A 23,643-nucleotide genomic window follows, 5' to 3' on the forward strand; every position below is an offset into this window, starting at 1 on the left:
CAACCCGTGACGTATTCACTCGTGGTGCGCGACGCCGAGACGGGAGCCTTCGGCGTCGCCGTGCAGTCGCACTACTTCTCCGTCGGCTCTGTCGTGCCCTGGGCGCGTCCCGGTGTCGGCGCGGTGGCGACGCAGGCGATGGCGGAGATCAGCTACGGCCCGCGCGGGCTGCAGCTGATGGCGGCCGGCGAATCGGCGGCCACGGCGCTGGCGTCGTTGCTCGCCGAAGACGCCGGGCGCGAGACGCGCCAGGTGGCGATGGTCGACGCCGACGGCGTGGCGGCGGCCCACACCGGCGCCTTGTGCATCGCGCACGCCAGCCACATCGTCGGTGACGGCTGGACGGTCGAAGCCAACATGATGCGCAACGCGGGTGTGCCCGAGGCGATGGCCGAGGCGCTCGCGGCGGCCGAAGGTGCACCGCTCGCCGACCGGTTGCTCGCTGCCCTCGACGCCGCCGAGGACGCCGGCGGGGACGTCCGCGGCAAACAGTCCGTGGCGATGTTGATCGCGCCGGCGGAAGGCGAGCCGTGGGCCCGCGACCTCGACCTGCGGGTCGAGGACCACGTCGACCCGCTCGCCGAGATGCGCCGCCTCCTCGCCGTCCACCGTGCGTATCGCGGCGGCGACGCCGGCGTGCTGGGCGAGAACTTCGAGCTGCGCTTCTGGCAGGCGATCGCGCTCGCCGTCAGCGGCGACGTCGACGCGGCGCGCGCCGAGATCGCGGCGGCGTGTGCCGTCGAACCCGGCTGGGGCGAGCTACTGCGGCGCCTACCGGCGGCGGGCGTCTGGCCGCTCGAAGTCGAAATCATCGAGCAACTGCTCGCTTGAAGCGCCTCGTCGCCACCGTCGTCGCTGCGGTGGCACTGGCCGCCAGCGCGTGCAACGCCGGCGTCGATCGCTACAGACCGAAGTTCGCCGCCGCCGAGAAGATCGCTGCGCCCAACGGGCCGGTGGTGTTCACCGTTGGCTCGCACGACGAGATCGTCTACGGCGAGTTGCGCACCTTCGACCTGTATTCGCTGAGGATCGGTGGCGCGCCGACCCTGCTTCGGCACTTGCCGACCAAGCCCGATTCGTTGACCGTCGACCAGCACGGCGTCGTCTACGTCGCCGCACGCGACAACCGCCACCACCTCGCGATCACGCGCTACGCCAACGGTGGCGAGCCGACTGACGTATGGCGCAGCGGCGCGTCGCGTTTCGCCGCTCACGTCGCCATCGCTCCCCACGGGCCGCTCATCGTCGGGTGGCATGATCGCCTCCTCAGCCTCAACCCGCGGGGATCGGCGACGCAGGTTGGCGCGCGCGTTTCGGACGGTTGGACCGACCCCGTGTTCAGCTTCGGCCGCGGGAACCGGATCTGGGTGACCGACAACGCTCTGCCCCTCGGAAAGGAACGCGCGGCGCGCGGTCGCGACAAGAGCATCAAGCACCGCAACCGGTTCGCGGCGGTTATGCCGCCCTACACCAATCCCTCGGGTGTGGTGCTGGTGAAGGACGAACTGCTTTTGTGCAGCCGCACGCACCACAAGGTGTACCGCCTCCACATCGGCATCGACGACGCCCCGCACTGGCGCGGCCTCATGGCGGGGCTGTACTGCGACCGCGACATCGGGTTGCTTTCCGACGGCTCGCTGATCACCGCGCAAACGAACGCCCTGTACCGCTACCCTGCGCGCTGATGGATCCTGCCGCGGTCACCGAGCACGCCAAGCGCATCGAAGAGGATGGCTACACGATCGTCGAGAACGCCGTCGACCTCGACGTCGTCGACGCCATCGCCGACGACCTCGCCCGCCTCGAACGCGACCTCGACGTCAAGCCGTCGACCAACAGCTTCGAAGGTCTCCACACGCTGCGCGTCTACAACCTGCTCAAGTACGGCCCGGTGTGGGAGCAGATCCCGGTGCACCCCAACGTGCTGCCGATCGTCGAGCAGGTGCTCGACCCGGGGTGCCTCGTGTCGTCGTTGTCGTCGATCAACATCGGGCCGGGCGAAGTGGCCCAGCCGATCCACGCCGACGACCAGCTGATCCCGATCCCCAAGCCGCACCCGCCGACGGTGTGCAACTCGATGTGGGCCATCACCGACTTCACCGAGGCCAACGGGGCGACGCGGCTCATGCCGGGCACGCACCTGGTCGACCACAGCCCGAACTACGGCCAGGCCTACGACACCATTCCCGCCGAGATGGCGAAGGGTTCGGTGCTCGTGTGGCACGGCTCGCTGTGGCACGGCGGCGGCGCCAACACGACCGACGGGCGGCGCATCGGCATCGCCATGAACTACTGCGCCGGCTACATCCGCCAGCAGGAGAACCAGCAGCTTGGTCTGCCACCGGCGCTGGTGCGCACGTTCGCGCCGCGGCTGCAACAACTCGTGGGCTACGGGATCTACACCGGCCTCATCGGCCACATCGACAAGCAGTCGCCGGCCAAGGCGCTGTTCGGGGAAGGCGGCGATCAGATGCTGTGGGACATAGTCGGATGAGCGTCTTAGGGGCGTGGGAGGCGTACGGGACCTACGTGCAGGCGCCGATGGGCGAGGTGTTCTACGCCGACATCCACGCCGAGGCTGACGCCGGGCTCGACCCGATCCTCGTCATCCACGGTTACCCATCGTGCTCGTATGACTGGCACGGCTGCCTGCCCACGTTCACGGCCCGCCGCCGCGTCGTGCTCGTCGATCTGCCCGGCTTCGGCCTGTCGGCCAAGCCCGACGTCCGCTACTCGATCCGCCTGTACGCCGACGCCGTCGAAGCGGTGATGGACGCCACTGGCATCGAGAGCGTCGCCCTCGTCACCCACGACATGGGCGACACCGTCGGCGGCGAGATCCTCGCCCGCGACATCGAAGGCGCGCTCGACTTCGCCATCAGCGAGCGCGTCATCACCAACGGCTCGGTCTACATCGACATGGCGCAGCTCACCAATGGCCAGCAGTTCCTCCTGGCCGCGCCCGACGCGTTGCTCGACGAAGGGTGGGGCGGCGATGGCTCGGCGTTCCAGGCCTCGCTGGCCGCTATCTGCTCACCGACGAACCAACCGGCGGCCGACGACCTCGCGGCACTGTGGGCGTTCATGTCGCACAAGCAGGGCGAGCGGTTGCTGGCGCGCACGATCCGCTACATCGAGGATCGCCGCGCCGAAGAGTCGCGCTTTACCGGTGCCATCGAGAAACACCCGTCGCCCCTCGGCGTGGTGTGGGGCGCCCTCGACCCAGTCGCCGTCTACCCGATGACCGACAAGCTGCTCGAGGCGCGGCCGGACGCGCGGCGCATCACCTTCGACGACGTCGGCCACTTCCCGATGCTCGAGGCGCCGCAGCGCACCGCCGAGGCCATCGTCTCGCTGCTCTCGTGATCCGCGTTCATCTCATCGACGGAACGTACGAACTGTTCCGTCATTTCTACGGCCAGCGCGACGAGTCGACGCGTACCGGCACCGCCGCGGTGCGCGGCGTGCTGTCCACGGTGCTGCAACAGATCCAGGACGGCGGATCGCACATCGCGGTGGCGACCGACCACGTCATCGAAAGCTTCCGCAACACGCTGTGGACCGGCTACAAGACGTCGGCCGGCATGGATCCCGAGTTGCTCTCGGTGTTCGGCCTGCTGGAGGACGCGCTGGTGGCGATGGGCGTCGCCACCTTCGCCATGGTCGAGCTCGAAGCCGACGACGCGCTGGCCACGGTCGCCGCCGTCGCGGCCGAGGACGAGACCGTCGAGCAGGTGGTCATCTGGACGCCTGACAAGGACCTCGGCCAGTGCGTGCGCGAGGACGAGCGCGTCATCCAGGTCGACCGCCGCGCCGGCAAGGTCATCAATGCCGACGGCGTGCGCGAGAAGTTCGGTGTCGATCCGGCGTCGATCCCCGACTACCTCGCGCTGGTCGGCGACAGCGCCGACGGCTTCCCCGGCCTGCCCGGTTTCGGGGCCAAGACGGCGGCCGCGCTCCTCAAGCACTACAAGCACATCGAAGCGATCCCCGACGCGCCCGGCCAGTGGGAAGTGACGGTGCGCGGCGGCGGCACGCTGGCGTCGACCCTCGCCACCCATCGCGACCTCGTCGGGCTGTTCAAGGAGCTGGCGACTCTGCGCGTCGACCGCACGCTGCTCGACGACGTGAAGGACCTCGAGTGGCAGGGCCCGACACCGGAACTGGCGTCAGTCGCCACGCAGTTCGACGGCGCGGCGATAGTCGCTCGCGCCCACAACCTCGCCAGCTAGAAGACGAGGGCCAGCGCGGCGGGCAGGCACGTGGCACCGGGCAACGCGGCAAAGGCGGCGACGCCGGGTTCGACCGTCGAGGCCACCTGCGTCTCGCCGGCGAGCACCTGGTCGCGGTGCGGGCCGTAGACCGGCGCCAGCGTGTCGAAGCCGCGCTGCTCGAGTGGGTGCAGCACGGCGATGGCGGTGTTGACCTGATCGGCGTGGGCGTCGAGTTGCTGGCCCCCGGCGATGATCATCGGGCCGAACAGCGGGAACGCCGGCGCGAACGCCGGCACCATGGCGAACGCCTCGGGAGAGAACGGCCCGAACGCCGGCACGAGGGTGACGAGGTTGGCGAGCCCCGCTTGCTGCATCGGCACGGGCAGGCCGAGCTCGCAGGCGGCGAGCGCCACGCTGCCGCCGCGGCTCGAGGGCGCGGGCGGGGAGTCGGGTGCGCTCGGCGCGGGCGCGCGGGTGCTCAGCGCGGGCGCGTCCAGCGCGGCGCCCAAGACGGCCGGCGCCGGTTCGGGCAACGACGCCGCGATCGGCTGGGCCAGTCGCGGCGTCGTGATGCCGAGCGAGCCGTCGGGCACGCGCACTCCGTCGCGACCCGGGCGGTAGGCGCGGGCCAGCAACGCGAACGTCGCCAGCGCCACGAACGCAATCACGATGACGACGACAGCAACGGCGCGCGTGCGCGTCGCGGTCACTTGGCAGCGGTCATTTCGGCGGTCATTTCGGCGGTCATGTTGGCCTCGGCGCGCTTGAGGTCGACGATGCGCAGCCCGACGTTGTTGCACTCCTCGCACACCTCTTCGGGCACGATGCCGAAGCGCATGAGGATGCCGAAGATCTTGCAGCCGAGGCAGTAGCCGACGAAGGCCTCGAGCGACGCGGCGAACACGAGCAAGCCGAGCACGACCTGGGCACCGAACCAGTGACCCGTCAACGCCAGCAGCAAGGCGGTGCCCGAGAACGTCACACCCATCGCCTGGGCAAACCGCTTCGGCGGTCCGGCGACGAGCTTCTCCTTGAAGGGCAAGCGCGGCGTGATCTGGCGCGTCACGAGCTGGCCGAGCGGGCTGAGCTTGGGACCCGTCAGCACCCGGGCGACGAAGCCGTAGAAGAGCACCGGCAGGAGCCACTGCGCGTCGAAGACGATCGCGGCGACGGCCATCAGCACGACGCCGGTCGCAACCAGCCGCGCCGACACTTCGTTGACCGGATTGGGAAAGCCGATGAGATTGGGCACGGAACCATCCTCCTGAGCGGATCGCCAGACAAGTAACGCTGCGCCGATCACGAGGATTCCGGGCAGCACGAAGAACCACGGGAACAACCAGAACGGCGGGAGCGCGACGACGGCGTTGAAGTTGTCGAGGTTGTCGGCCATCGCGGCGATCATTGGCGCCATCTGGCCCGACTGCTTGGGCCACTCGGCGCTCAGCGCGCTCGCCGCCGGCAGCGCGTGACCAGCCGCCGTCTCGGCCGGCACCACCTTGTTGCGCAGGTCACCCTCGGCGAGGCCGATGGTGAGGAAGTAGCCCTGGACGTGGGTCACCTTGGCCGGGGTCATCAGCGGCTTGAAGTCGTTGATCATCTCGGCGCCGTGCGGGGCGCGACTGAACATCTGGAACATGGCCGGGGCGGCGATCAGTCCGACGCCGAGCAGCGCCAGCGCGGTGAGCCGCGCGCGTTTCACGCCGCCGAACAACAGCCACGCGGCGACGGCCGCGATCATCACGCCGGGCAGCACGAAGAACCACGGGAACAACACGAACGGTGGCAGGGCGGCAACCCCGTCGTACTTCGGGATGTCGCCGCGCATCGTCGTGAGCATGTCGGTCATGTCGTGGTCGATGGCCGGCCACTGCCGGTTGAGCGCGGCGACGCCGGGATATTTCGCCGCGTACGGGGCGACCTCCGTGTTGGCCTTGTCGATGTCGCGCATGAAGCCCGAGAAGCTGTCGATCTTCTGCGCCGTCATGTACGGCCCGAACGACGTGATCATGTCGCCGCCCTTGGGCGCCCGCGTGAACATCTGAAACCCGACCGGGGCGAGCGCCAAGCCGACGCCGATCGCCAGCGCGGTCAACGTCGGGCCCTTACGCGACTTCGTGCGGGTTGTGGAACGGCGGTGTCCCGTAACCCGCATGAAGTCGTCGGGGTCGTTGTCGGGGTCGTCGGTCCGTGTCGGCACCAGGAGGGTGACAGCGGCGCCCACGCCGAGGATCGACGTCAGCACGATGAGCCACGCCGGCGGCAGCCACCCCTTCGCTTTGACCGCACCCACGAGTTGCGTGCCGCCGCCCGACGCGGCGGGCGGCACGGTGTTGTCGGTCGCCGCCGCCTCGACCTGTGTCGGCAGGGTCGTGGCGGTGATCGCGTTGTTCGTCTTGGTGCTGCCCGCCGCCGCGGCTTTGCCCGGTGTCGCCCCGCCCGACGTCGCGGCCGCCGCGCCCGCCGCCCGGAACGTGCCGGTCAGATGCCACACGCCGGTGAAGTCGTTGAACGGCCCGCCCACGACCGTGCTCGCCCACTCGAGAACGAACGCGCCGCTGGAGGCGTCATAGGTGCCGTGTGCTGCGGTCGTGAGCCCCGGCGCCGAGCCGTCGGGCTTGGGTGCGCCCTGGTTGAAGTCCTGCTTGTTCCACGTGGCCGCCCAGGCCCGCAGGTCGCCCGAGAGATGACCGGACGCGTCGGCCCGCAGCGACAGCGGCGGCACCGACTTGCCCGTCTGGCGGTCGGTCGGGTCGGTGGAGAGGCCGAACTGCACGCCGAAGAACGTGGCCGGCACGACGATGCGCGTCGCCAGGCTGTTGCCCGACCCGTCGAAGGCGGGCGACGGCGTCGGCTGGTAGGCGCCGGTCACGAAGCCGCCGTCGGAACCCGGGGCGGCGAGGGTGTAGGTCTGGTCAGAGCACGTCGAGTCGCCGTTGGCGACGAAGGGGCCGTTCTGCACCGACCCACTCGGCTGCACCATGCGGAAGTAGCTGCCGCTGGGCGCGCCCGACGCGCAGGCGCCGGGCGTCAGGCGGAAACTGCCGACGAGGTCATCTGTTTCCGCCCCGGCTGGCCGGGGCAAGCCGAGGATGACGGCGAACGCGACGAGGCAGACGGCGGCTCGGCGCAATTCCCGACTAAACACATCATAATTCTAGGGTCACGCTCACCCCAATGACAATTGGGGCCGCTCGATCGCCTCGCGGAGGCGCTCCAGATACTCGCGCCGGGGGACGTTGACGCACCCGAGCGACATCAGATGCTGGGTCTGCCACTGGCAGTCGAGCAGCACCCCGCCACCGGCCGCGAGTCGTTCGACCAGACCGACGAGGGCGACTTTCGAGGCGTCGGTGCGCCAGTGGAACATCGACTCGCCGGCGAACAGGCCGCCGACGGCGACGCCGTAGAGCCCACCGGCGAGTTCGCCCGTGGCGACCGTCCACGCCTCGACCGAGTGCGCCCAGCCGAGGCGGTGCAACTCGCCGTAGGCCTCGGCGATGGCGCCGTTGATCCACCCACCGGCGCGGCGTGGGTCGGCGCAGGCCCGCACGACCTCGGCGAAGGCGGTGTCGACGCGGATGTCGAAACGCGCCGTCGCCTTGCGCAGTGACCGGCTGACGATGAGCCCGTCGAGCGGGATGACGCCGCGGGGATCGGGTGACCACCAGCCGATGCCGGTCCGGTGGCCCTCGCCGATCGGCATGGGGAACAGGCCGCGGCGATAGGCGGCGATGAGCGTCGACGGCTCCAGATCGGCCCCGACCCCGGCGAGGCCGACGTGATCGGTGTCGGTCGGATCGGGCAGTTCCCACCGGCACGGCCCGGGATCGACCGGTTCTCGGCTCGTTGTCGACACGACTCCATCTTCTACGCTCGCCGCATGGAACATCCGATGTCGGAGCGCCTGGAGGATCTCGCGGCGCGAAAGGAAGCGGCCCGCAACCCCGCCGAACCCCGCCAGCTCGAGCGCCAGCACAGCAAGGGCAAGATGACGGCGCGCGAGCGCGTGGAGTACCTGCTCGACCCCGATTCGTTCCAAGAGCTCGACATGCTGGCGCGCCACCGCGCCAGCGGCATGGGTATCGAGAACACGCGGCCCTACACCGACGGCGTCATCACCGGCTTCGGCACGATTGACGGCCGCCGGGTGTGCGTCTTCTCGCAGGACTTCACGCTTTTCGGCGGCGCGCTGGGCGAGGTCTTCGCCGAGAAGATCCACAAGGTGATGGACCTGGCGGCGTCGGTCGGCGTGCCGATGATCGGCATCAACGACGGCGCCGGCGCCCGCATCCAGGAAGGCGTCGTGTCGCTTGCCATGTACGGCGGCATCTTCTTCCGCAACGTCACGGCGTCGGGCGTCATCCCGCAGATCTCGGTGATGATGGGCCCGTGCGCCGGCGGCGCCGTCTACAGCCCCGCGATGACGGACTTCATCTTCATGGTCAACGGCACGTCGCACATGGCGATCACCGGACCCGACGTCGTGAAGTCGGTGACGGGTGAAGACGTCACCCTCGAAGAACTGGGCGGCGCCATGACGCACGCCACGAAGTCGGGCGTCGCCACCTTCGTGACGCCCGACGAGAAGGCGTGCCTCGACCAGGTTCGTTACCTGCTGTCGTTCCTGCCGACGAACAACCTCGAAGAGCCGCCCTACTTCACGCCCGGCGACGCGCCCGATCGTCGCTGCGACGATCTCGTCGAAATCCTGCCGCCGAACTCGAACCAGCCCTACGACATGAAGAAGGTCATCGCGTCGGTCGTCGACGACGGTGAGTTCTTCGAGTACCACGCGCTGTGGGCCAAGAACATCGTGTGTGGTTACGCCCGCATCGACGGCCACGTGGTGGGCGTCGTGGGCAACCAGCCTCAGATCATTGCCGGCGTCCTCGACATCGACTCGTCGGAGAAGGCCGCCCGCTTCGTGCGCACCTGCGACGCCTTCAACATCCCGCTCGTCACCTTCGTCGACGTGCCCGGCTTCCTGCCCGGCACCGAGCAGGAGTACGGCGGCATCATCCGCCACGGCGCCAAGCTGCTCTACGCGTACTGCGAGGCGACGGTGCCTCGCGTACAGATCGTCACCCGCAAGGCGTACGGCGGCGCCTACGTCGTCATGAACTCCAAGTCGATCGGCTGCGACCTCGCCTACGCGTGGCCGTCGGCGGAGTTCGCGGTCATGGGCCCATCGGGCGCCGTCGACCTGCTGTACCGCCGCGAGCTGGCCGCCGCCGAGGACCCGGTCAAGCGCAAGGCCGAGCTGGTCGACGACTACGTCGAGACCTACGTCAACCCGTACGGCGCGGCGGAGCGCGGCTACGTCGACGACGTGATCGACCCCGCCGAGACGCGCATCGTGTTGTGCCGGGCCCTCAACCTCCTGCGCTCCAAGCGCGAGGAACTGCCCAACCGCAAGCACGGGAACACGCCGCTGTAATGCCGATTTCAGAGCCGACCTCTGACGTGCTGGCGGTGATCGTGGCGGCGGTCGACGCGGTGTGGCCCCGGGCCGTCGTCGTGACAGGTCCGCGGCGCAAGGAGAACGAGGCGCCGTCATGGCGTTTCAGCGGCCGGCACTGGAACGCGCCGGTTCCGGTCAACCGCGCCCGCCCGCGGTTCTAAGTTGGCGCCTCTATGGCGCCTGAACTCACCACGGTCTCAGAGTCGACCGCCGTCGTCTTCGACGGCACCGAGGTCACCCGGTACGACGACCTGGCGTCCGACGCAGCGTTCGACTTCGACGGCGTCGTGGGCCGCACGCTGCCGCACCCGGGCGGCGAGTTGCTGTGCCGGTTCGCCACCGTCAACGACGTGCACTTCGGCGAGACGGAGTGCGGCGTCATCGAGGGCATGGACCTCGGCCCGATCCTGTCGGTGGACGAGGGGGAAACGCCGTACCCCGAGACGATGAACACCTCAGCGGTCGCCGAGATCGCCGCCATCGATCCGGCAGCCGTCGTGGCCAAGGGCGACCTCACGACCCACGGGTCGATCGCCGAGTACGACCAGTTCATGGCCTGCTACGGCCACGCCTTCGGCGACAGGCTCGTCCACGTGCGCGGCAACCACGACGGCTACTTCGGCGAGACCTTCGCCGCCGACGCGCCGATCGAAGTCGTGCTGCCCGGCGTCACTCTCGCCGTGCTCGACACCGTCATCCCGCGCCACAGCACCGGCCAAGTGTCGCTGGCGCAGCTCGAATGGCTCGACGAGTTGGCAGCGCGCACCGATCAGACCGTCCTCGTCTTCGGTCACCATCACGTGTGGTCGCCGGCGTCGAAGACGCGCGAGCCGACGTACTTCGGCATCTCGCCCGACGACTCCGAGCAGCTGGTCGACGTCTTCACCCGTCATGCGAATCTGCGCGGCTACTTCGCCGGTCACACCCACCGCAACCGCGTGCGACTCATCCCATCGACCGATCAGGTGCCGTGGGTCGAAGTGTCGGCCACCAAGGACTTCCCCGGCGCGTGGGCCGAGTACCGCGTCTTCGAAGGCGGCATCCTCCAGGTAATGCACCGCATCGCGTCGTCCGAGGCACTGGAGTGGACCGAGCGGACGCGGGCGATGTTCGGCGGCCTGTACCCGCAGTACTCGTTCGGCGAGATGAAGGACCGCTGCTTCGTCGTCTGCTGACTAGAAGCGCCACGCGGCGGGCACGCGTGTTCTATGGCAGTGCCGCTGAGCCCCGCTCCCGTCACGCAGCCCGACGGTGACCTACTCCCGGCCTATCTGAGCAACGGCGTGGTCGGGTTGCGGGTGCGCGACGTCCCGCTGCGTGCCGGCTTCGCGACGCTGAGCGGACTCGAGGGCGAACACCCCGAAACCGGGATCGCCTGCGTCCCAGCGATCCCGTACCCACTCGCCGGCGACATCCAGGTCGACGACTTTCGCCTGTCGCACCACGGCGGGCGCGTCGAGATCGTCGACCAGCGCTACGACTTCTCCTGTGGCGAACTGACGTCGCGTTTGCGCGTGCGCGCCGGTGACGCCGAAGTGCGCGTCGAGGTGCTGACGTTTTGCTCGCGCACGCAACCGTCCGTCGTCGCCCAGGAGACGACAGTGTCGGTCGACCGCGACGCACGCGTGGCGCTCACCGCGACGATCGATCCGAGTGGCGTTCCGGGCAGCTGGTACTACCGGTCGACGTCGGTTCCGGGCGCGGGCGACGACTCGGTCGACGGCGTGATGCTGTGGTCGACCCTGGGTGAGTTGGCCACGTGCGGTCTGGCGATGTCGACGGAGTGTTCGAACCCGTTCGCGCAACAGACCCGCGACGAGAGCCGGAACCGCCCGCTGCGCACGACGTATGCCACCGACCTGTCGGCCGGTGAGCCACTTACGGTGCGTCACCTCACGGCCGTCGTGCCGAGCGCCAACCATGCACAACCTCACCGTCAGGCGGTGCGGCTGGTGGCCACGGCCCACCGACGCGGGTTCGAGCAATTGCGCTCCGACAACCGCGCCGCGTGGGCCGACTTGTGGTTGGCGCGGCCGTTCCTGAGCGGCGCCGAGCGGCGCTGGCAGGAAATGGTCGACGCCGCGTTCTTCTACGTCCACACATCGACGCATCCCGGCTCGCTCAGCACGCACCCGTTCGGCCTGGCGCAGTGGTACGGCTACCACTACTACTACGGCCACGTGATGTGGGACGTCGACACGTTCATCGTCGCGCCGCTCACCCTGACGTCACCACCCGCCGCCCGGGCGCTGCTCGACTTCCGCTCCCGCTGCCTCGAAGCCGCGCGCGAGAACGCCCGCCTCGGCGGGTACACCGGGGTGCAGTTCCCGTGGGAGGCCAGCCCGTCACGAGGCGAGGAAGCCGCGCCAGCGCTCGGAACGGCGTCGGCCTACGAGCACCACGTGTCGGCCGACGTCGCCCACGCCTTCGCCCAACTCGCGCATGCACGGGGCGACGACGTGTTCTTGCGCGACAAGGCGTGGCCGGTGCTGGCCGGATGTGCCGACTGGTTGGTCAGCCGCGCGGTGCGTACCAGCCGGGGCTGGGAAATCCGTGAGGCGATGGGGATCGCGGAGCGCAAGGAGCCGGCGGACAACAGCGCCTTCGTGAACATGAGCGCGACCGTGGCGCTCGACGACGCGCTGTGGTGCGCCGAGCGCCTTGGCGTCGACGCGCCCGCCGCGTGGCGCTCGATGCGCGACGGCCTCGTGCTGCCCGTGCGCGACAACGTCGTCGTGGACCACGACGGCTACGACCCCGACGAGGAAAAGGGGGCGACTCCGGCGGCGCTCGCTGGCGTCTTCCCGCTCGGTTACACGTTGCATCCCGAGGTCGAGGCGGCGACCCTGCGCTTCTACCTCGACATGGCCGACGAGTACGTCGGCAGCCCGATGCTCTCCGCGCTCCTCGGCGCGTGGGCGGCGCGCGCCGGCGACCGGGCGGAGGCGACGCGCCTGTTCGACGAGGGCTACGCCAAGTTCTGCTCGTCGCGGTTCAACGTGATGCACGAGTACCGCCACGACCGGTTCCCCGAACAACCCGTGAGCGGACCGTTCCTCGCCAATGCGGCTGGCTTCCTCATGGCGTTGCTCTACGGCTTGCCCGGCATCGCGGTGGGTCCCGGCGAACCGGCGTCGTGGTGCGCGCGACCCGTCGCCATGCCCGACGCGTGGGACGGCATCGAAGTGGAGCGTCTGTGGGTGCGCGACGCCCCGATGTCACTGCACGCGTGCCACGGCGACGCGCGCGCCCGCCTTACGCCGGCGTGAACTCGATGACGGGGATGTCGCGGTCGGTCTTTTCCTGATAGCCGGCGTAGCCGTTGTACGCGGAGGTGATGCGCGGCCAGATCGCTTCCTTCTCCTCGTGCGAGAGGATGCGGGCCACCATCGGCTTGGTGTCGGTGCCGTGGCGTGTGATCTCGACGTTGGCGTTGGCCTGAAGGTTCAGGAACCACATCGGGTGCTTGGGCCCGCCGCCCCAAGACGCGACAAGGTAGATCGTGTCGCCGTCGACGATGGGCGCCGTCAACATCGTCTGACGCTTCTCGCCGGTCTTGCGCCCGGTCGTCGTAAGGACCACGGCCTCCATGTTCATGACCTTGCCGCCGACCTTGCCCCGCGTCGCGGTGAACAAACTGCGGTGCAGGAAGTTGACGACTTTGGCGGCGGGGTCTCGGCGGTCGGCCATGGCGGCAGGTTAGGCGCCCAACGACGCCCGACAACAGGCCGTTCGGCCCTATCTCGTGAGCGTCCGCACGGCGTTGGCTGGGTGCATGGAAGCGAACGCGCAGAACGCCTATCCCGCTCGCCTCGACGCCCGCCTGGACAACCCGGGACGCTGGTTGTGGCTCGTCAAGTGGATCCTCGTGATCCCGCACGTCGTCGTGCTCTTCTTCCTCTGGATCGCAGTGACAGTGCTCACGATCGTCGCCGGCGTGAACATCCTCTTCACCGGGCGCTACCCGCGCAGCATCTTCGACTTCAACCTCGGCGTGATGCGCTGGAGTTGGCGGGTGTCGTACTACGCCCTCAGCGGGTTCGGCACCGACCAGTACCCGCCGTTCTCGCTCCAGCCCGATCCCGACTATCCCGCCGACTTCACGGTCGACTACCCCGAGCACCTGTCGCAGGGACTCGTGCTGGTGAAGTGGTGGCTGCTGGCCCTCCCGCACATCCTGATCGTCGCCGTGCTCGCGGGCGGTTGGGGCTTGGGCTGGAACGGAGGGTGGCGCGCCGCCAGCGGTGGGGGACTCATTTCGTTGCTGTCGCTCGTCGCCATCGTCATCAACGCAGTGAAGCGCGAGTACCCGCAGTCGCTGTTCGACCTCATCATGGGCCTCAACCGCTGGTGTTTCCGCGTGCTGGCCTACGTCTCACTGATGCGCGACGAGTACCCGCCGTTCCGCCTCGACGGCGGCGGCACCGATCCCGGAACGATGACACCACCGCCTGCGACCGGAGGCACGAAGTCGTCACTCGCGGCGTAGTTATGGACCGCCGGCGGGCGCATCCTGCGCGCTAGGCGGCGTTGGTGGCGCGGTACTTGGCGACGAGGTCGACGACTTCGCCCATCATCTCGGCGAGTGCGTAGTCCTTCGGCGTGTACACCGCCGCGACGCCGTTCTCGAGCAGCTTGGCGGCGTCCTCGTCGGGGATGATGCCGCCGACGATCACGGGCGCGTCCACGCCCTCGGCGCGCAGCAAGCGCAGCACTTCGGGAACGAGTTCGAGGTGACCGCCCGACAGGATCGACAGACCGACCACGTCGACGTCTTCGTCGCGGGCGGCATCCGCGATCTGCTGGGGGGTGAGGCGGATGCCTTGGTACACGACCTCGAAGCCGGCGTCGCGCGCGGCCACGGCCACCTGCTCGGCGCCGTTGGAGTGGCCGTCGAGGCCGGGCTTGGCGACGAGGAACCGCGGCGGCCCGCCGGCGAGCGCCTTGACCTTGGCGACGGTCGGGGCCATCTCCTCGCCGCGGCCGCCGACGGCGCCCGCCACGCCGGTCGGGGCGCGGTACTCGCCGAACACCTCGCGCAAAGCGGCGCCCCACTCACCGGTGGTGCCGCCGGCGTGGGCCAGTGCGATCGTCGCCGGGAGGATGTTCTCGTCGGTGGCGGCGACGCGCTTGAGCTCGGCCAGCGCGGCTTCGACGGCCGCGTTGTCGCGCGCCGCCTTCCAGGCCTTCAGGTCTTCCTTGGCCGCGACTTCGACGGCCGGGTCGACCTTCAAGATCGCGCCCTCGCCTTCAAGCGGGGAGTCCGCGGTTTCGGTGAAGCAGTTCACGCCGACGACCTTTTGCTCGCCGACTTCGATGCGGCGCGCCCGCGCCGCTTGTGACCGCACCAGGCGCGCCTTCATCTCCTCGATCGCCTCGAAGGCGCCCCCGAGGGCGAGGATCTCGTCGAGTTCGGCGGTGGCAGCGTCGACCAATTCCGTCGTGCGCGCCTCGATCACGTGCGAACCGTTGAAGATGTCGTCGTACTCGAGCAGGTCGGTCTCGAAGGCGAGGATCTGCTGCATGCGCAGCGCCCACTGCTGATCCCACGGCCGCGGGAGGCCGAGGGCCTCGTTCCACGCCGGCAGCTGCAACGAGCGCGTGCGGGCGTCCTTGGACAGCGTCACGCCGAGCATCTCGAGCACGATGCGCTGCACGTTGTTCTCAGGTTGCTGTTCGGTGAGGCCGAGCGAGTTCACTTGCACCGCGTAACGGAAGCGACGCGCCTTGGGGTCCTCGACGCCGTATCGCTCCCGCGTGATGCGATCCCACAAGATGCCGAAGGCGCGCATCTTGCACACCTCTTCGATGAAGCGGATGCCGGCGTTGACGAAGAAGCTGATGCGCTCGACGACCTTCGGCAGTTCCTCTTCGGTCACCTGACCCGACTCGCGCACGGCGTCGAGCACGCCGATCGCCGTCGCCATGGTGAAGGCCAGCTCCTGAACGGGCGTCGCTCCCGCCTCCTGCAGGTGGTAGCTGCAGACGTTGATCGGGTTCCAGCGCGGCACGTGGCGCACGGTGTAGGCGATGGTATCGACGGTGAGCCGCCGCGACGCCTCGGGCGGGAAGATGTAGGTCCCGCGTGACAAGTACTCCTTGATGATGTCGTTCTGCGTCGTGCCGCCGAGCACCGCCGGGTCGATGCCGCGGTTCTCCGCATTGGCGACATACAGCGCCAGCAGCCACGACGCCGGCGCGTTGATCGTCATCGACGTGGTCAGCTCGTCGAGGGGGATCTGGTCGAACAGCTGCTCCACGTGTCCGAGGTGGACGACGGGGACACCGACCTTGCCGACCTCGCCCGTGGCTTCGGGGGCGTCGGGGTCGTAGCCGGTCTGTGTAGGCAGGTCGAAGGCGACGGACAAGCCGGTCTGGCCCTTCGACAGATTGGTCCGGTACAACTCGTTCGACGCCTTGGCCGTCGAGTGACCGGAATACGTGCGCATGACCCAGGGGCGATCGGCCATAGCCAATATTTTCACTTTTCTGTACGCTTGCCCGTATGCGCAGTACGGGTCGGGTCAAGATGGTCGTCCGGGGACTGGCGGTTGCCGCCGTCGCGGCGTCACCACTGGCCGCCCTCGAGGCCGACGCCGCCGTCAACACCGGCACCGCCACTGCGAGCGGGCCGGGCATTTCGATCGAGAACACCGGCGGCAACGTCGAGTACGGCGTCGGGCACAGCGAGTCGAAGGTCGTCCTGGGCGATGGAGGCGGCGCCGCCCCCGCGATCGCGGCGCCGAATGCTCTGTCGACGAAGGCCGCACCGGTTGTCGACCCCGCTGCCAGTGCACGAGCACGCGCCAAGGCCATGGCCGACGCCGCCAAGGCGCGGGCGCAGGCCGCCGTCGACGCCGCCCGGCTGCGCGCCGAGCAGGCGGTGGAGCAGGCGCAGCAGCAGGCCGATCAGGCCAAGGCGCACGCCGCCCAGCAGTCGCAGGACGCCCAGACGCGCGCCGAGACAAATTCGGCATCGGCGTCGTCGTATTCCTCCGCCGACTAGTCCCGCTACTACTCTTCGCCGCCATGCAGTGGCTCAGGGAACGTATTCATTTCGGTTGGGTCGGCGGCGCCGCTCTCGCCATGATCCTGGCGTACTTCGCCACCGGGACGCCGACGCTGTCGTTGTCCAACGCCGCGACCGACCAGCCGGCGATGCCGACGATCCCGACGGTCACGCAGCCGACGACGCCGACGATCCCGCCGACGTCTATCCCGAGCACTCCCACCACTCAGCCCCACGTCGACACGCCCGAGCCCCCCGATGTCAGCGGCGCCGTGGGCGACGCCCAGGACCAGGCCGACCAGGCTCGTCAGGCGGCCGAAGAGCAGCGTGAGGAGGCCGAGGCCGACGCCGCGCAGCAGAAGGCCGACGCCGAAAAGCAGGCGGCCGACGCCCGCGCCGATGCCGAGCGCCAGCGCGCCGAGGCGCAGCGCCAGGCCGACGCCGAGCGCGCCGCCCACCCCCACTGACCTTCTGTGAAGGAATTCCCGTGCACAGCACGGAGACTCCTTCACAGAACGTGCATTAGTAGGTGTAGAAGCCCTCGCCCGACTTGCGGCCGAGACGCTCCGCGCTCACCAGGCGACGCAGCGTCGGCGCTGCCGCGTAGTTCGGGTCCTTGAACTCGGCGTAGAGGGCGTCGAGGATCGACAGGCTGGTGTCGAGGCCGACGAGGTCGAGCAGTGCCAGGGGACCCATCGGGAAGTTGCAGCCGCCCTGCATCGCCGAGTCGATGTCCTCGGCCGAAGCGACGCCGCGCTCGAGCATCTTCACCGCGTTGTTGAGGTACGGGAACAGCAGAGCGTTGACGATGAAGCCGGCCTCGTCCTTCACCGTGACCGGTGCCTTGCCGCACTTCTTGGCGAACTCGAGCGCCTCGGCGATCGTCTCGTCGCTCGCCGTCAGGGGGCGCACGACCTCGACGAGCTTCATCGCCGTGGCCGGATTGAAGAAGTGGATGCCGCACACGCGCTCGGGCCGGCCCGTCTCCATGGCGAGGTCGATGACCGACAGCGTCGACGTGTTGGTAGCGAGGATGGCGCTGTCCTGCACGAGGCGGTCGAGCTCGTTGAACAGTTCCTTCTTGACCGCCAGGTCCTCCACGACGGACTCGATCACCAGATCGCAGTCCTTGAGCGCGTGCAGGTCAGACGTGGCGGTGACGCGCGCCAGCGTGGCGTCGCGGTCCTCGGCCGTGATCTTCTCGCGGTCGACCTGCTTGGCCAGCGACTTCTCGAGTGACGCCACCATGGCGTCGGCCGTCTCCTGCCTGCGGCTGCGCAGGATCACCTCGTGGCCGGCTTTGGCGGCCACTTCGGCCACCCCCGAGCCCATGATTCCGGAACCGACAACACCGACACGATTGATCGTCATGGCGGCAGACGTTACTCGGCGGTAGCTAGCTTCCCCGGGGTGGATCACCCCCGCATCGACCCCGGTGTTCGCCGCGAACGGCTGGTGGCCCGCGCCCGCGGCCGCACGCTCGAACTGGGCGAGCCCCGCGATTGGCTGACCAACTCGGACCTGCCGCTGCACGCGTACGACACCGTCGTGTCGGTGCTGGAACTGTGCCGTGTCGACGACGTGTACTCGGCGCTGCTCCGGGTCAAGGAGCTGCTGGCGCCCGACGGGCAATTCCTCGCGCTCGAACACGTGCGGGCGACGGGTTGGCGCGGCCGCGTGCAGGACGCGGCGTCGCCCGCGTGGCGGCGGGTGGCGCGCCAGTGCCACCCCGACCGCGACATCGTCGACGTCCTGCGCAAGAACGGCTTCGCCATCACCGACTGCGACCGGTTCGCCCTCGATGGCGCGCCGCCCCTGCTGCGTCAAGCAGTATCGGTCGTGGCAATTCGCAAAGTGCGCAACGAGGTGGCGTCGTGACGACTGGTTGGCTGGCGTTGGTGGGCGGTCAGGAATGGACCGACGGCACGCGTCCGATCGACGAGTTGTTGCTCAAGGAATCGGGCGCCAAAGAGGTGCTCGTGGTCGCGACGGCCGCCGCCTACGAGCAGCCGCAGAAGGTCGTAGCGGCCGCCGCCGCATACTTCGGAGAACTCGGAGCGAAGGTGAAGTCGGCCGACGTCTACGGGCGGAGCGCGGCGATGGACAAGGCGGCGGTCAAGGCAGTGCGCGCCGCCAAGCTCGTCTACTTCGGCGACGGCTCCCCCCTGCACGCACGGTCGGTGTTCAAGGACACGCCGTGGTGGGACGCGCTGGTCGAAGCGTGGAACGACGGTGCGGCCGTCGCCGGCACCGGTGCGGGCGCCATGATCCTCGGCGACCCGATGGTCGATCCTCGCGGCGGCGCCTTCACCCTGGGACTCGGGCTTATCCCGTCGCTGGCGGCGATGACCAAGACGCAGGACTGGCACCACGAAACCAAACGACGGACGATCCAGCTGGCGACCAAGGGACTGCCGCTGGTCGCCGTCGACGAGGCCACCGCCGCGCTGCGTTCCCCGACGGGCGAGTGGTCGGTGCTCGGCGTCGGCGCCGCCACCGTCTACGTCGACGGCGCCGAAGTGCCTCTCAGTCGGCTTCCGTGATCCGGATGGAGTTGATCTTGACTTCTTCCTTCGGGGTGCCGGAGCCCGTCCCCAGGTCGTTGATCGTCTTGACGACGTCGAGGCCCTGGATCACCTGACCGAACAGCGAGTACTGCGGTGGCAGGCGAACACCGTCTTGGCCGCTGATGATGAAGAACTGCGAGCCGTTCGTGTTGGGGCCGGCATTCGCCATCGCCAGCGACCCGAGCTCGTAACGCCCGGCGGGCGGCAACTCGTCGTCGAAGCGGTAGCCGGGCCCGCCGCGCCCCGATCCCTCGGGGCAGCCCCCCTGGAGCACGAAGCCGGGGATGATGCGGTGGAAGTTGAGCCCGTCGAAGTAGTTGTGGCGGGCAAGGAACACGAACGAGTTGACCGTCTTCGGCGCGCGCTCGGGCGCGAGGGCGACGGTGATGTCGCCCTTCGACGTCGAGATCACCGCGGTGTAGCGCTTGTTGGGGTCGATGCCCATGGGCGGCTCGGCGGAGAACTGCGTCGTCCGCTCCGAAAGGTGGTCGGCGGGAAAATCGGACATCGCTACTCCTCGGTGATGGTGACGGAAATCATGTGGTGCTCGACATTGGGTTCGCCGCTGCCCGAGCCGTCCTTGTTGATCTTCTTGACGACGGACAGGCCGGCGGTCACGTGGCCGAACGGCGAGTACTTGGGTACCCCGCCGACCGCACTCAGCAACGTCTGGGCGCCGTTGTCCGACGCCACGAGGAAGAACTGCGAGCCGTTGGTGTTGGGGCCTGAGTTCGCCATGGCGACGTCGCCGTCGGTGTAGACGTAGCCGTCGGGGATCTCGTCTTCGAACTGATAGCCGGGGCCGCCCGTGCCGTTGCCCTGCGGGTCACCGGTCTGGTCCATGAAATCGGGGATCACGCGGTGGAAGATGATCCCGTCGAAGAAGTGGTTGCGGGCCAGGAACACGAAGTTGTTGACCGTCTTCGGCGCCGCCTCGGCGTTGAGGTCGACGGTAATCGTGCCGGCGTCGGTCTTGATCGCGGCCGTGTACTTCTTGGCCGGGTCGATGCACATGATCGGCGCGTGGTCGAACACGGTGAAGCGCTTCGCTGTGCCCTTCGCCGGAGGACACACGTCGGCGTTGCCCTTGAGTGGTTTTGCTGTTGTCGTCGTCGTGGCGGTCGCCGTCGAGTTGTTGTCGCTGCCGCCGCCCTTCATGGCGTAGGCGAGCGCGGCGCCGACGAGCACGACCGCCACGACGGCGACGATGATCTGAGTCCGGCGCTTCTGTCGTTGCGCGGCCGCGGCCATCGCCTGCTGGCGGGCCCGGGTGTTTTCGCGCTGGCGCTGTCGTTTGTCGCTGGGCACGGCGTCGAAAGCTAGCCGACGCTCAAATCGACTTCGAAGGCGGGCCCGGTAGGCCGGTAGCCTTAAACCCCATGTCTTTGGTCGTCCAGAAGTACGGCGGCACCTCCGTCGCCGATCCCGAGCGCATTCGCGAGGTGGCGGAGAACGTCGCCCGCACGCGCCGGCAGCACGACGTCGTCATCGTCGTGTCGGCCATGGGCAAGGAAACCGACGACCTGCTACGCCTCGCCCGCGAGGTCGCCAAGAAGCCGTCGGGCCGCGAAATGGACATGCTGATCACCGCCGGTGAGCGCAAGGCCACGGCGCTGGTGACGATGGCGCTCGAAGAGATGGGCTGCCCGGCGCAGAGCTTCACCGGCAGTCAGGCCGGCTTCATCACCGACACCGAGCACCAGAACGCCAAGATCCTCGAGGTCCGCCCCGAGCGCCTCGTCGAGGCGATCAGCTCCGGGCGGGTGCCCGTCGTCGGCGGGGCCCAGGGCATGTCGACGGCCCGCGAGATCACGTTCCTCGGCCGCGGCGGCTCGGACACGACGGCTGTCGCGCTGGCGGCGTCGCTCAACGCCGACTCCTGCGAGCTGTACACCGACGTGTCGGGCGTGTTCACCGCCGACCCGCGCATCGTCCCGTCCGCGCGTCGGATGCCGCGCCTGAGCTTCGACGAGATGCTCGAGATGACGGCGACGGGTTGCCCCAAGCCGGCCATGCGTTCCGTCGAGTTCGCCCGCACGCACCACGTCCCGCTCCACATCCGCTCGGCCTTCACGTGGGAGCCGGGCACCTGGGTCGCCGAGGAGGACCCCACCATGGAACACGCCATCATCACCGCCGTCACCCACGACCTGTCCGAAGCCAAGGTCACGGTGAATGCGGTGCCCGACGCCCCCGGCATCGCGGCGCGGCTGTTCCGGGCCCTCGCCGACAACGGCGTGAACGTCGACATGATCGTGCAGGACGTCAGCCACGACGGCACGACCGACATCTCCTTCACGACGCCGGCCGAAGACGTCGACACCGCGTTGAAGGTGGCCAACGACGTCGCCGCGGCGGTCGGCGGTGGCGACGTCGCCGCCGATCAGCAGATCGGCCGCGTGTCGCTGATCGGCGCCGGCATGAAGACGCACCCCGGTGTGGCGGCGACGATGTTCGAGACGCTGGCGGCCAACGACATCAACATCGAGATGATCTCGACCTCCGCCATTCGAATCTCCTGCGTGGTGCGCCAAGATCAAGTGGAAGATGCAGTGGTGAAACTGCACGAAGCCTTCAAACTGGACGTGGCGTAAATGGCGCGGATCGGCATCCTCGGTGCGACGGGCCAGGTCGGCACGCTCGCCCGCAAGCTCGTGGCCGAGCGCAACTTCCCGGCCGACGAGATCCGGCTGTTCGCCTCGGCGCGCAGCGCCGGGCGCAAGCTCACCGTCGGCGACACCGAGTACACCGTCGAAGACGCCGACACCGCCGACTACACCGGCCTCGACTTCGTGCTGTCCTCGATCGGCGCCACGGCGTCGAAGCAGATCTCGCCCAAGGTCGCGGCCGCCGGCGCGATCGTCATCGACAACTCGTCGGCGTACCGCATGGACCCTGACGTGCCGCTCGTGGTCGCCGACGTGAACGACGACGCGCTGGCGTCGATCCCGAAGAACATCGTGGCCAACCCGAACTGCACGACCATGGCGGCGATGCCCGTCCTCAAGGCGCTGCACGTCGAGGCGGGCCTGACGCGCTTCGTCGTGTCGACGTACCAGGCGGTATCGGGCACCGGCCCCGCCGGCGTCGCCGCTCTCGAGGAGCAGGTGACCAAGCTCGGCCCGGCGTCAGCGGCGCTCGCCTTCGACGGCGACGCCCTGGAGTTCCCCGACTTCGGCCCGTACCTGGGCCCCATCGCGTTCAACGTGCTGCCGATCGCCGGTTCGCTCGTAGACGACGAGACCAACGAAGAGAAGAAGTTCCGCGACGAGAGCCAGAAGATCCTCGGCATCCCGGATCTGCTGGTCAGCTGCACGTGCGTGCGCGTGCCCGTTTTCACCGGCCACTCGATGACGATCAACGCCGAGTTCGCACGCGAGCTCACGCCGGAGCGGGCGCGGGAGGTCCTGGCCAACACCACCGCCGTCGAACTCGTCGACATGCCCACGCCGCTCATGGCGGCCGGCAAGGACCCGACCTACGTCGGCCGGGTGCGGCGTGACCCCGGCGGGCGCAACGGCATCGCGCTGTTCTTGAGCAACGACAACCTGCGCAAGGGCGCGGCGCTCAACGCCGTGCAGATCGCCGAGCGGCTGGCCTCCCGGTAGCGCGATAGTTCGCCGTATGGCGAACGTGGCGCTCTCGTATGACGACAACGGTCACCGCGGGACTCCCGCGTACCTCTTCGTGCACGGCTGGACGTGCGATCGCTCGTTCTTCAAACCGCAGTACGACCACTTCGGCGCCAACGCCCGCGCCGTCGCCGTCGACCTGCGCGGTCACGGCAAGAGCCCGCTCGCCGAGGACGGTGACTATTCGATCGCGGCCTTCGCCGGCGACCTCGCGGCGCTGATCGACGAACTCGGCCTGGCCCCGGCGATCGTGGTGGGCCACTCACTCGGCGGCGTGATCACGTGCGCGCTGGCGGCGAGTTATCCCGACAAGGTCGCCGCCGCGTTGATGGTCGACCCAGCCCCGTTCGTGTGGCCCGAGTCGATCCGCTCGATCCTCGAGGCGACCTTCAGTGCCGTCAACTCGCCCGACGGAGCCGCGGCGCGCGCCGGGCTAGTCGACATGATGTTCATGGCGACCGACGACGCGGCGCGCAAGGCGGCGATCGCCGAAGCGATGGCGGTCGCGCCGCAGGAAGTCGCCGGCCCGGCGATCGCCAGCCTCCTCGACTTCGACGGCCCCGCCGCGCTCGCCGCCGTGCAGTGCCCGATCGCGTCGATCGGCTCCGACGGTCCCGTCAACGACGCGCTCGAAATGAAGCGCATCAACCCGAACGTCCTCATCGGCCAAACGCTCGGAGCCGGACATTTCAACCAGCTCGAGGTGCCCGATCAGGTGAATGCCATGCTCGAGCGCTTCGTACGGATCAGTCTGTAA

25 protein-coding genes are annotated in these 23,643 nt (G+C 68.9%); 17 read left to right on the forward strand and 8 right to left on the reverse strand.

Annotated elements, in window-relative coordinates:
- Positions 1–6 precede the first annotated feature (6 nt).
- From VHC63_02435 to VHC63_02455, 5 genes are read left to right on the forward strand one after another with little or no spacing between them, the layout of a single operon-like run.
- Positions 7–831: a DUF1028 domain-containing protein gene (locus tag VHC63_02435; GenBank protein ID HVV35433.1), complete on the forward strand. Its 825-nt coding sequence runs from the start codon at positions 7–9 to the stop codon at positions 829–831.
- The gene (locus tag VHC63_02440) at positions 828–1,685 is read left to right on the forward strand and encodes a hypothetical protein (protein HVV35434.1); all 858 of its coding nucleotides are present in this window, start codon (positions 828–830) and stop codon (positions 1,683–1,685) included. Before VHC63_02435 ends, VHC63_02440 begins: the two co-directional genes overlap by 4 nt.
- Entirely contained in the window at positions 1,685–2,494 is an 810-nt protein-coding gene (locus VHC63_02445) for a phytanoyl-CoA dioxygenase family protein (GenBank protein ID HVV35435.1), read from the forward strand. The genes VHC63_02440 and VHC63_02445 overlap by 1 nt, the downstream gene beginning before the upstream one ends.
- Positions 2,491–3,366, forward strand: a complete 876-nt coding sequence (locus tag VHC63_02450; protein ID HVV35436.1) for an alpha/beta hydrolase — start codon at positions 2,491–2,493, stop codon at positions 3,364–3,366. The genes VHC63_02445 and VHC63_02450 overlap by 4 nt, the downstream gene beginning before the upstream one ends.
- The gene (locus VHC63_02455) at positions 3,363–4,232 is read left to right on the forward strand and encodes a 5'-3' exonuclease H3TH domain-containing protein (GenBank protein ID HVV35437.1); all 870 of its coding nucleotides are present in this window, start codon (positions 3,363–3,365) and stop codon (positions 4,230–4,232) included. Before VHC63_02450 ends, VHC63_02455 begins: the two co-directional genes overlap by 4 nt.
- Here VHC63_02455 and VHC63_02460 read toward each other — a convergent pair.
- From VHC63_02460 to aat, 3 genes are read right to left on the reverse strand one after another with little or no spacing between them, the layout of a single operon-like run.
- The gene (locus VHC63_02460) at positions 4,229–4,924 is read right to left on the reverse strand and encodes a hypothetical protein (protein HVV35438.1); all 696 of its coding nucleotides are present in this window, start codon (positions 4,922–4,924) and stop codon (positions 4,229–4,231) included. The two genes, VHC63_02455 and VHC63_02460, sit on opposite strands and share 4 nt — an antisense overlap.
- On the reverse strand, positions 4,921–7,362 hold the full coding sequence (locus tag VHC63_02465) for a DUF4395 domain-containing protein (protein HVV35439.1): 2,442 nt from the start codon (positions 7,360–7,362) through the stop codon (positions 4,921–4,923). The genes VHC63_02460 and VHC63_02465 overlap by 4 nt, the downstream gene beginning before the upstream one ends.
- Before the next feature lie 21 nt (positions 7,363–7,383).
- A complete protein-coding gene (gene aat, locus VHC63_02470; protein HVV35440.1) occupies positions 7,384–8,073 on the reverse strand; it encodes a leucyl/phenylalanyl-tRNA--protein transferase in 690 nt (229 codons plus the stop codon).
- Between the two features lie 24 nt (positions 8,074–8,097).
- Here aat and VHC63_02475 point away from each other — a divergent pair, with 24 nt between their 5' ends.
- The 4 genes from VHC63_02475 to VHC63_02490 are packed head-to-tail and all read left to right on the forward strand — an operon-like array spanning position 8,098 to position 12,947.
- On the forward strand, positions 8,098–9,654 hold the full coding sequence (locus VHC63_02475; GenBank protein ID HVV35441.1) for an acyl-CoA carboxylase subunit beta: 1,557 nt from the start codon (positions 8,098–8,100) through the stop codon (positions 9,652–9,654).
- Positions 9,654–9,839, forward strand: coding sequence for a hypothetical protein (locus VHC63_02480; protein ID HVV35442.1), 186 nt, complete (start codon positions 9,654–9,656; stop codon positions 9,837–9,839). The genes VHC63_02475 and VHC63_02480 overlap by 1 nt, the downstream gene beginning before the upstream one ends.
- 12 nt (positions 9,840–9,851) lie before the next feature.
- Entirely contained in the window at positions 9,852–10,853 is a 1,002-nt protein-coding gene (locus VHC63_02485; protein HVV35443.1) for a metallophosphoesterase, read from the forward strand.
- Between the two features lie 33 nt (positions 10,854–10,886).
- On the forward strand, positions 10,887–12,947 hold the full coding sequence (locus tag VHC63_02490; GenBank protein ID HVV35444.1) for a hypothetical protein: 2,061 nt from the start codon (positions 10,887–10,889) through the stop codon (positions 12,945–12,947).
- Here the strand turns inward: VHC63_02490 and VHC63_02495 are convergent.
- Positions 12,934–13,368, reverse strand: a complete 435-nt coding sequence (locus VHC63_02495) for a nitroreductase/quinone reductase family protein (protein HVV35445.1) — start codon at positions 13,366–13,368, stop codon at positions 12,934–12,936. The two genes, VHC63_02490 and VHC63_02495, sit on opposite strands and share 14 nt — an antisense overlap.
- 85 nt (positions 13,369–13,453) lie before the next feature.
- Between VHC63_02495 and VHC63_02500 the strand changes: the two genes are divergently transcribed.
- Positions 13,454–14,167 carry a DUF4389 domain-containing protein gene (locus tag VHC63_02500; protein ID HVV35446.1) on the forward strand — a complete coding sequence of 238 codons (714 nt, stop codon included), beginning with the start codon at positions 13,454–13,456 and terminating at the stop codon, positions 14,165–14,167.
- 31 nt (positions 14,168–14,198) lie between these two features.
- Here VHC63_02500 and VHC63_02505 read toward each other — a convergent pair whose 3' ends face one another.
- A complete protein-coding gene (locus VHC63_02505; protein HVV35447.1) occupies positions 14,199–16,148 on the reverse strand; it encodes a protein meaA in 1,950 nt (649 codons plus the stop codon).
- A 35-nt stretch (positions 16,149–16,183) separates the two neighbouring features.
- On the opposite strand from VHC63_02505, the gene VHC63_02510 reads away from it, so the two are divergent.
- Both VHC63_02510 and VHC63_02515 read left to right on the forward strand, forming a co-directional pair.
- Positions 16,184–16,684 carry a hypothetical protein gene (locus VHC63_02510; protein HVV35448.1) on the forward strand — a complete coding sequence of 167 codons (501 nt, stop codon included), beginning with the start codon at positions 16,184–16,186 and terminating at the stop codon, positions 16,682–16,684.
- 23 nt (positions 16,685–16,707) lie between these two features.
- Positions 16,708–17,154, forward strand: a complete 447-nt coding sequence (locus VHC63_02515; GenBank protein ID HVV35449.1) for a hypothetical protein — start codon at positions 16,708–16,710, stop codon at positions 17,152–17,154.
- 55 nt (positions 17,155–17,209) lie between these two features.
- Here the strand turns inward: VHC63_02515 and VHC63_02520 are convergent, their stop codons facing one another.
- The gene (locus VHC63_02520) at positions 17,210–18,058 is read right to left on the reverse strand and encodes a 3-hydroxybutyryl-CoA dehydrogenase (GenBank protein HVV35450.1); all 849 of its coding nucleotides are present in this window, start codon (positions 18,056–18,058) and stop codon (positions 17,210–17,212) included.
- A gap of 39 nt (positions 18,059–18,097) precedes the next feature.
- Between VHC63_02520 and VHC63_02525 the strand changes: the two genes are divergently transcribed.
- Both VHC63_02525 and VHC63_02530 read left to right on the forward strand, forming a co-directional pair.
- Positions 18,098–18,565 carry a hypothetical protein gene (locus tag VHC63_02525; protein ID HVV35451.1) on the forward strand — a complete coding sequence of 156 codons (468 nt, stop codon included), beginning with the start codon at positions 18,098–18,100 and terminating at the stop codon, positions 18,563–18,565.
- Positions 18,562–19,230 carry a Type 1 glutamine amidotransferase-like domain-containing protein gene (locus tag VHC63_02530; protein ID HVV35452.1) on the forward strand — a complete coding sequence of 223 codons (669 nt, stop codon included), beginning with the start codon at positions 18,562–18,564 and terminating at the stop codon, positions 19,228–19,230. Before VHC63_02525 ends, VHC63_02530 begins: the two co-directional genes overlap by 4 nt.
- On the opposite strand, the gene VHC63_02535 is transcribed toward VHC63_02530, so the two are convergent.
- Both VHC63_02535 and VHC63_02540 read right to left on the reverse strand, forming a co-directional pair.
- A complete protein-coding gene (locus tag VHC63_02535; protein ID HVV35453.1) occupies positions 19,214–19,762 on the reverse strand; it encodes a peptidylprolyl isomerase in 549 nt (182 codons plus the stop codon). The genes VHC63_02530 and VHC63_02535 overlap by 17 nt on opposite strands.
- Positions 19,763–19,764: 2 nt before the next feature.
- The gene (locus VHC63_02540; GenBank protein HVV35454.1) at positions 19,765–20,562 is read right to left on the reverse strand and encodes a peptidylprolyl isomerase; all 798 of its coding nucleotides are present in this window, start codon (positions 20,560–20,562) and stop codon (positions 19,765–19,767) included.
- 71 nt (positions 20,563–20,633) lie between these two features.
- Here VHC63_02540 and VHC63_02545 point away from each other — a divergent pair, with 71 nt between their 5' ends.
- The 3 genes from VHC63_02545 to VHC63_02555 are packed head-to-tail and all read left to right on the forward strand — an operon-like array spanning position 20,634 to position 23,643.
- A complete protein-coding gene (locus VHC63_02545) occupies positions 20,634–21,848 on the forward strand; it encodes an aspartate kinase (protein HVV35455.1) in 1,215 nt (404 codons plus the stop codon).
- Positions 21,849–22,862 (forward strand): aspartate-semialdehyde dehydrogenase, encoded by a 1,014-nt coding sequence (locus VHC63_02550; protein HVV35456.1) that lies wholly within the window; start codon positions 21,849–21,851, stop codon positions 22,860–22,862.
- Between the two features lie 16 nt (positions 22,863–22,878).
- Positions 22,879–23,643: an alpha/beta hydrolase gene (locus tag VHC63_02555; protein HVV35457.1), complete on the forward strand. Its 765-nt coding sequence runs from the start codon at positions 22,879–22,881 to the stop codon at positions 23,641–23,643.

The sequence above is a fragment of the Acidimicrobiales bacterium genome (assembly GCA_035546775.1).
GTDB lineage: Bacteria > Actinomycetota > Acidimicrobiia > Acidimicrobiales > JACCXE01 > JACCXE01.

Coding starts and splice junctions, on each gene's coding strand:
- VHC63_02445 (HVV35435.1), top strand. CDS start 1,685: ATGGATCCTGCCGCGGTCACCGAGCACGCCAAGCGCATCGAAGAGGAT.
- VHC63_02450 (HVV35436.1), top strand. CDS start 2,491: ATGAGCGTCTTAGGGGCGTGGGAGGCGTACGGGACCTACGTGCAGGCG.
- VHC63_02475 (HVV35441.1), top strand. CDS start 8,098: ATGGAACATCCGATGTCGGAGCGCCTGGAGGATCTCGCGGCGCGAAAG.
- VHC63_02480 (HVV35442.1), top strand. CDS start 9,654: ATGCCGATTTCAGAGCCGACCTCTGACGTGCTGGCGGTGATCGTGGCG.
- VHC63_02485 (HVV35443.1), top strand. CDS start 9,852: ATGGCGCCTGAACTCACCACGGTCTCAGAGTCGACCGCCGTCGTCTTC.
- VHC63_02490 (HVV35444.1), top strand. CDS start 10,887: ATGGCAGTGCCGCTGAGCCCCGCTCCCGTCACGCAGCCCGACGGTGAC.
- VHC63_02495 (HVV35445.1), bottom strand. CDS start 13,368: ATGGCCGACCGCCGAGACCCCGCCGCCAAAGTCGTCAACTTCCTGCAC.
- VHC63_02500 (HVV35446.1), top strand. CDS start 13,454: ATGGAAGCGAACGCGCAGAACGCCTATCCCGCTCGCCTCGACGCCCGC.
- VHC63_02505 (HVV35447.1), bottom strand. CDS start 16,148: ATGGCCGATCGCCCCTGGGTCATGCGCACGTATTCCGGTCACTCGACG.
- VHC63_02510 (HVV35448.1), top strand. CDS start 16,184: ATGCGCAGTACGGGTCGGGTCAAGATGGTCGTCCGGGGACTGGCGGTT.
- VHC63_02515 (HVV35449.1), top strand. CDS start 16,708: ATGCAGTGGCTCAGGGAACGTATTCATTTCGGTTGGGTCGGCGGCGCC.
- VHC63_02520 (HVV35450.1), bottom strand. CDS start 18,058: ATGACGATCAATCGTGTCGGTGTTGTCGGTTCCGGAATCATGGGCTCG.
- VHC63_02535 (HVV35453.1), bottom strand. CDS start 19,762: ATGTCCGATTTTCCCGCCGACCACCTTTCGGAGCGGACGACGCAGTTC.
- VHC63_02545 (HVV35455.1), top strand. CDS start 20,634: ATGTCTTTGGTCGTCCAGAAGTACGGCGGCACCTCCGTCGCCGATCCC.
- VHC63_02550 (HVV35456.1), top strand. CDS start 21,849: ATGGCGCGGATCGGCATCCTCGGTGCGACGGGCCAGGTCGGCACGCTC.
- VHC63_02555 (HVV35457.1), top strand. CDS start 22,879: ATGGCGAACGTGGCGCTCTCGTATGACGACAACGGTCACCGCGGGACT.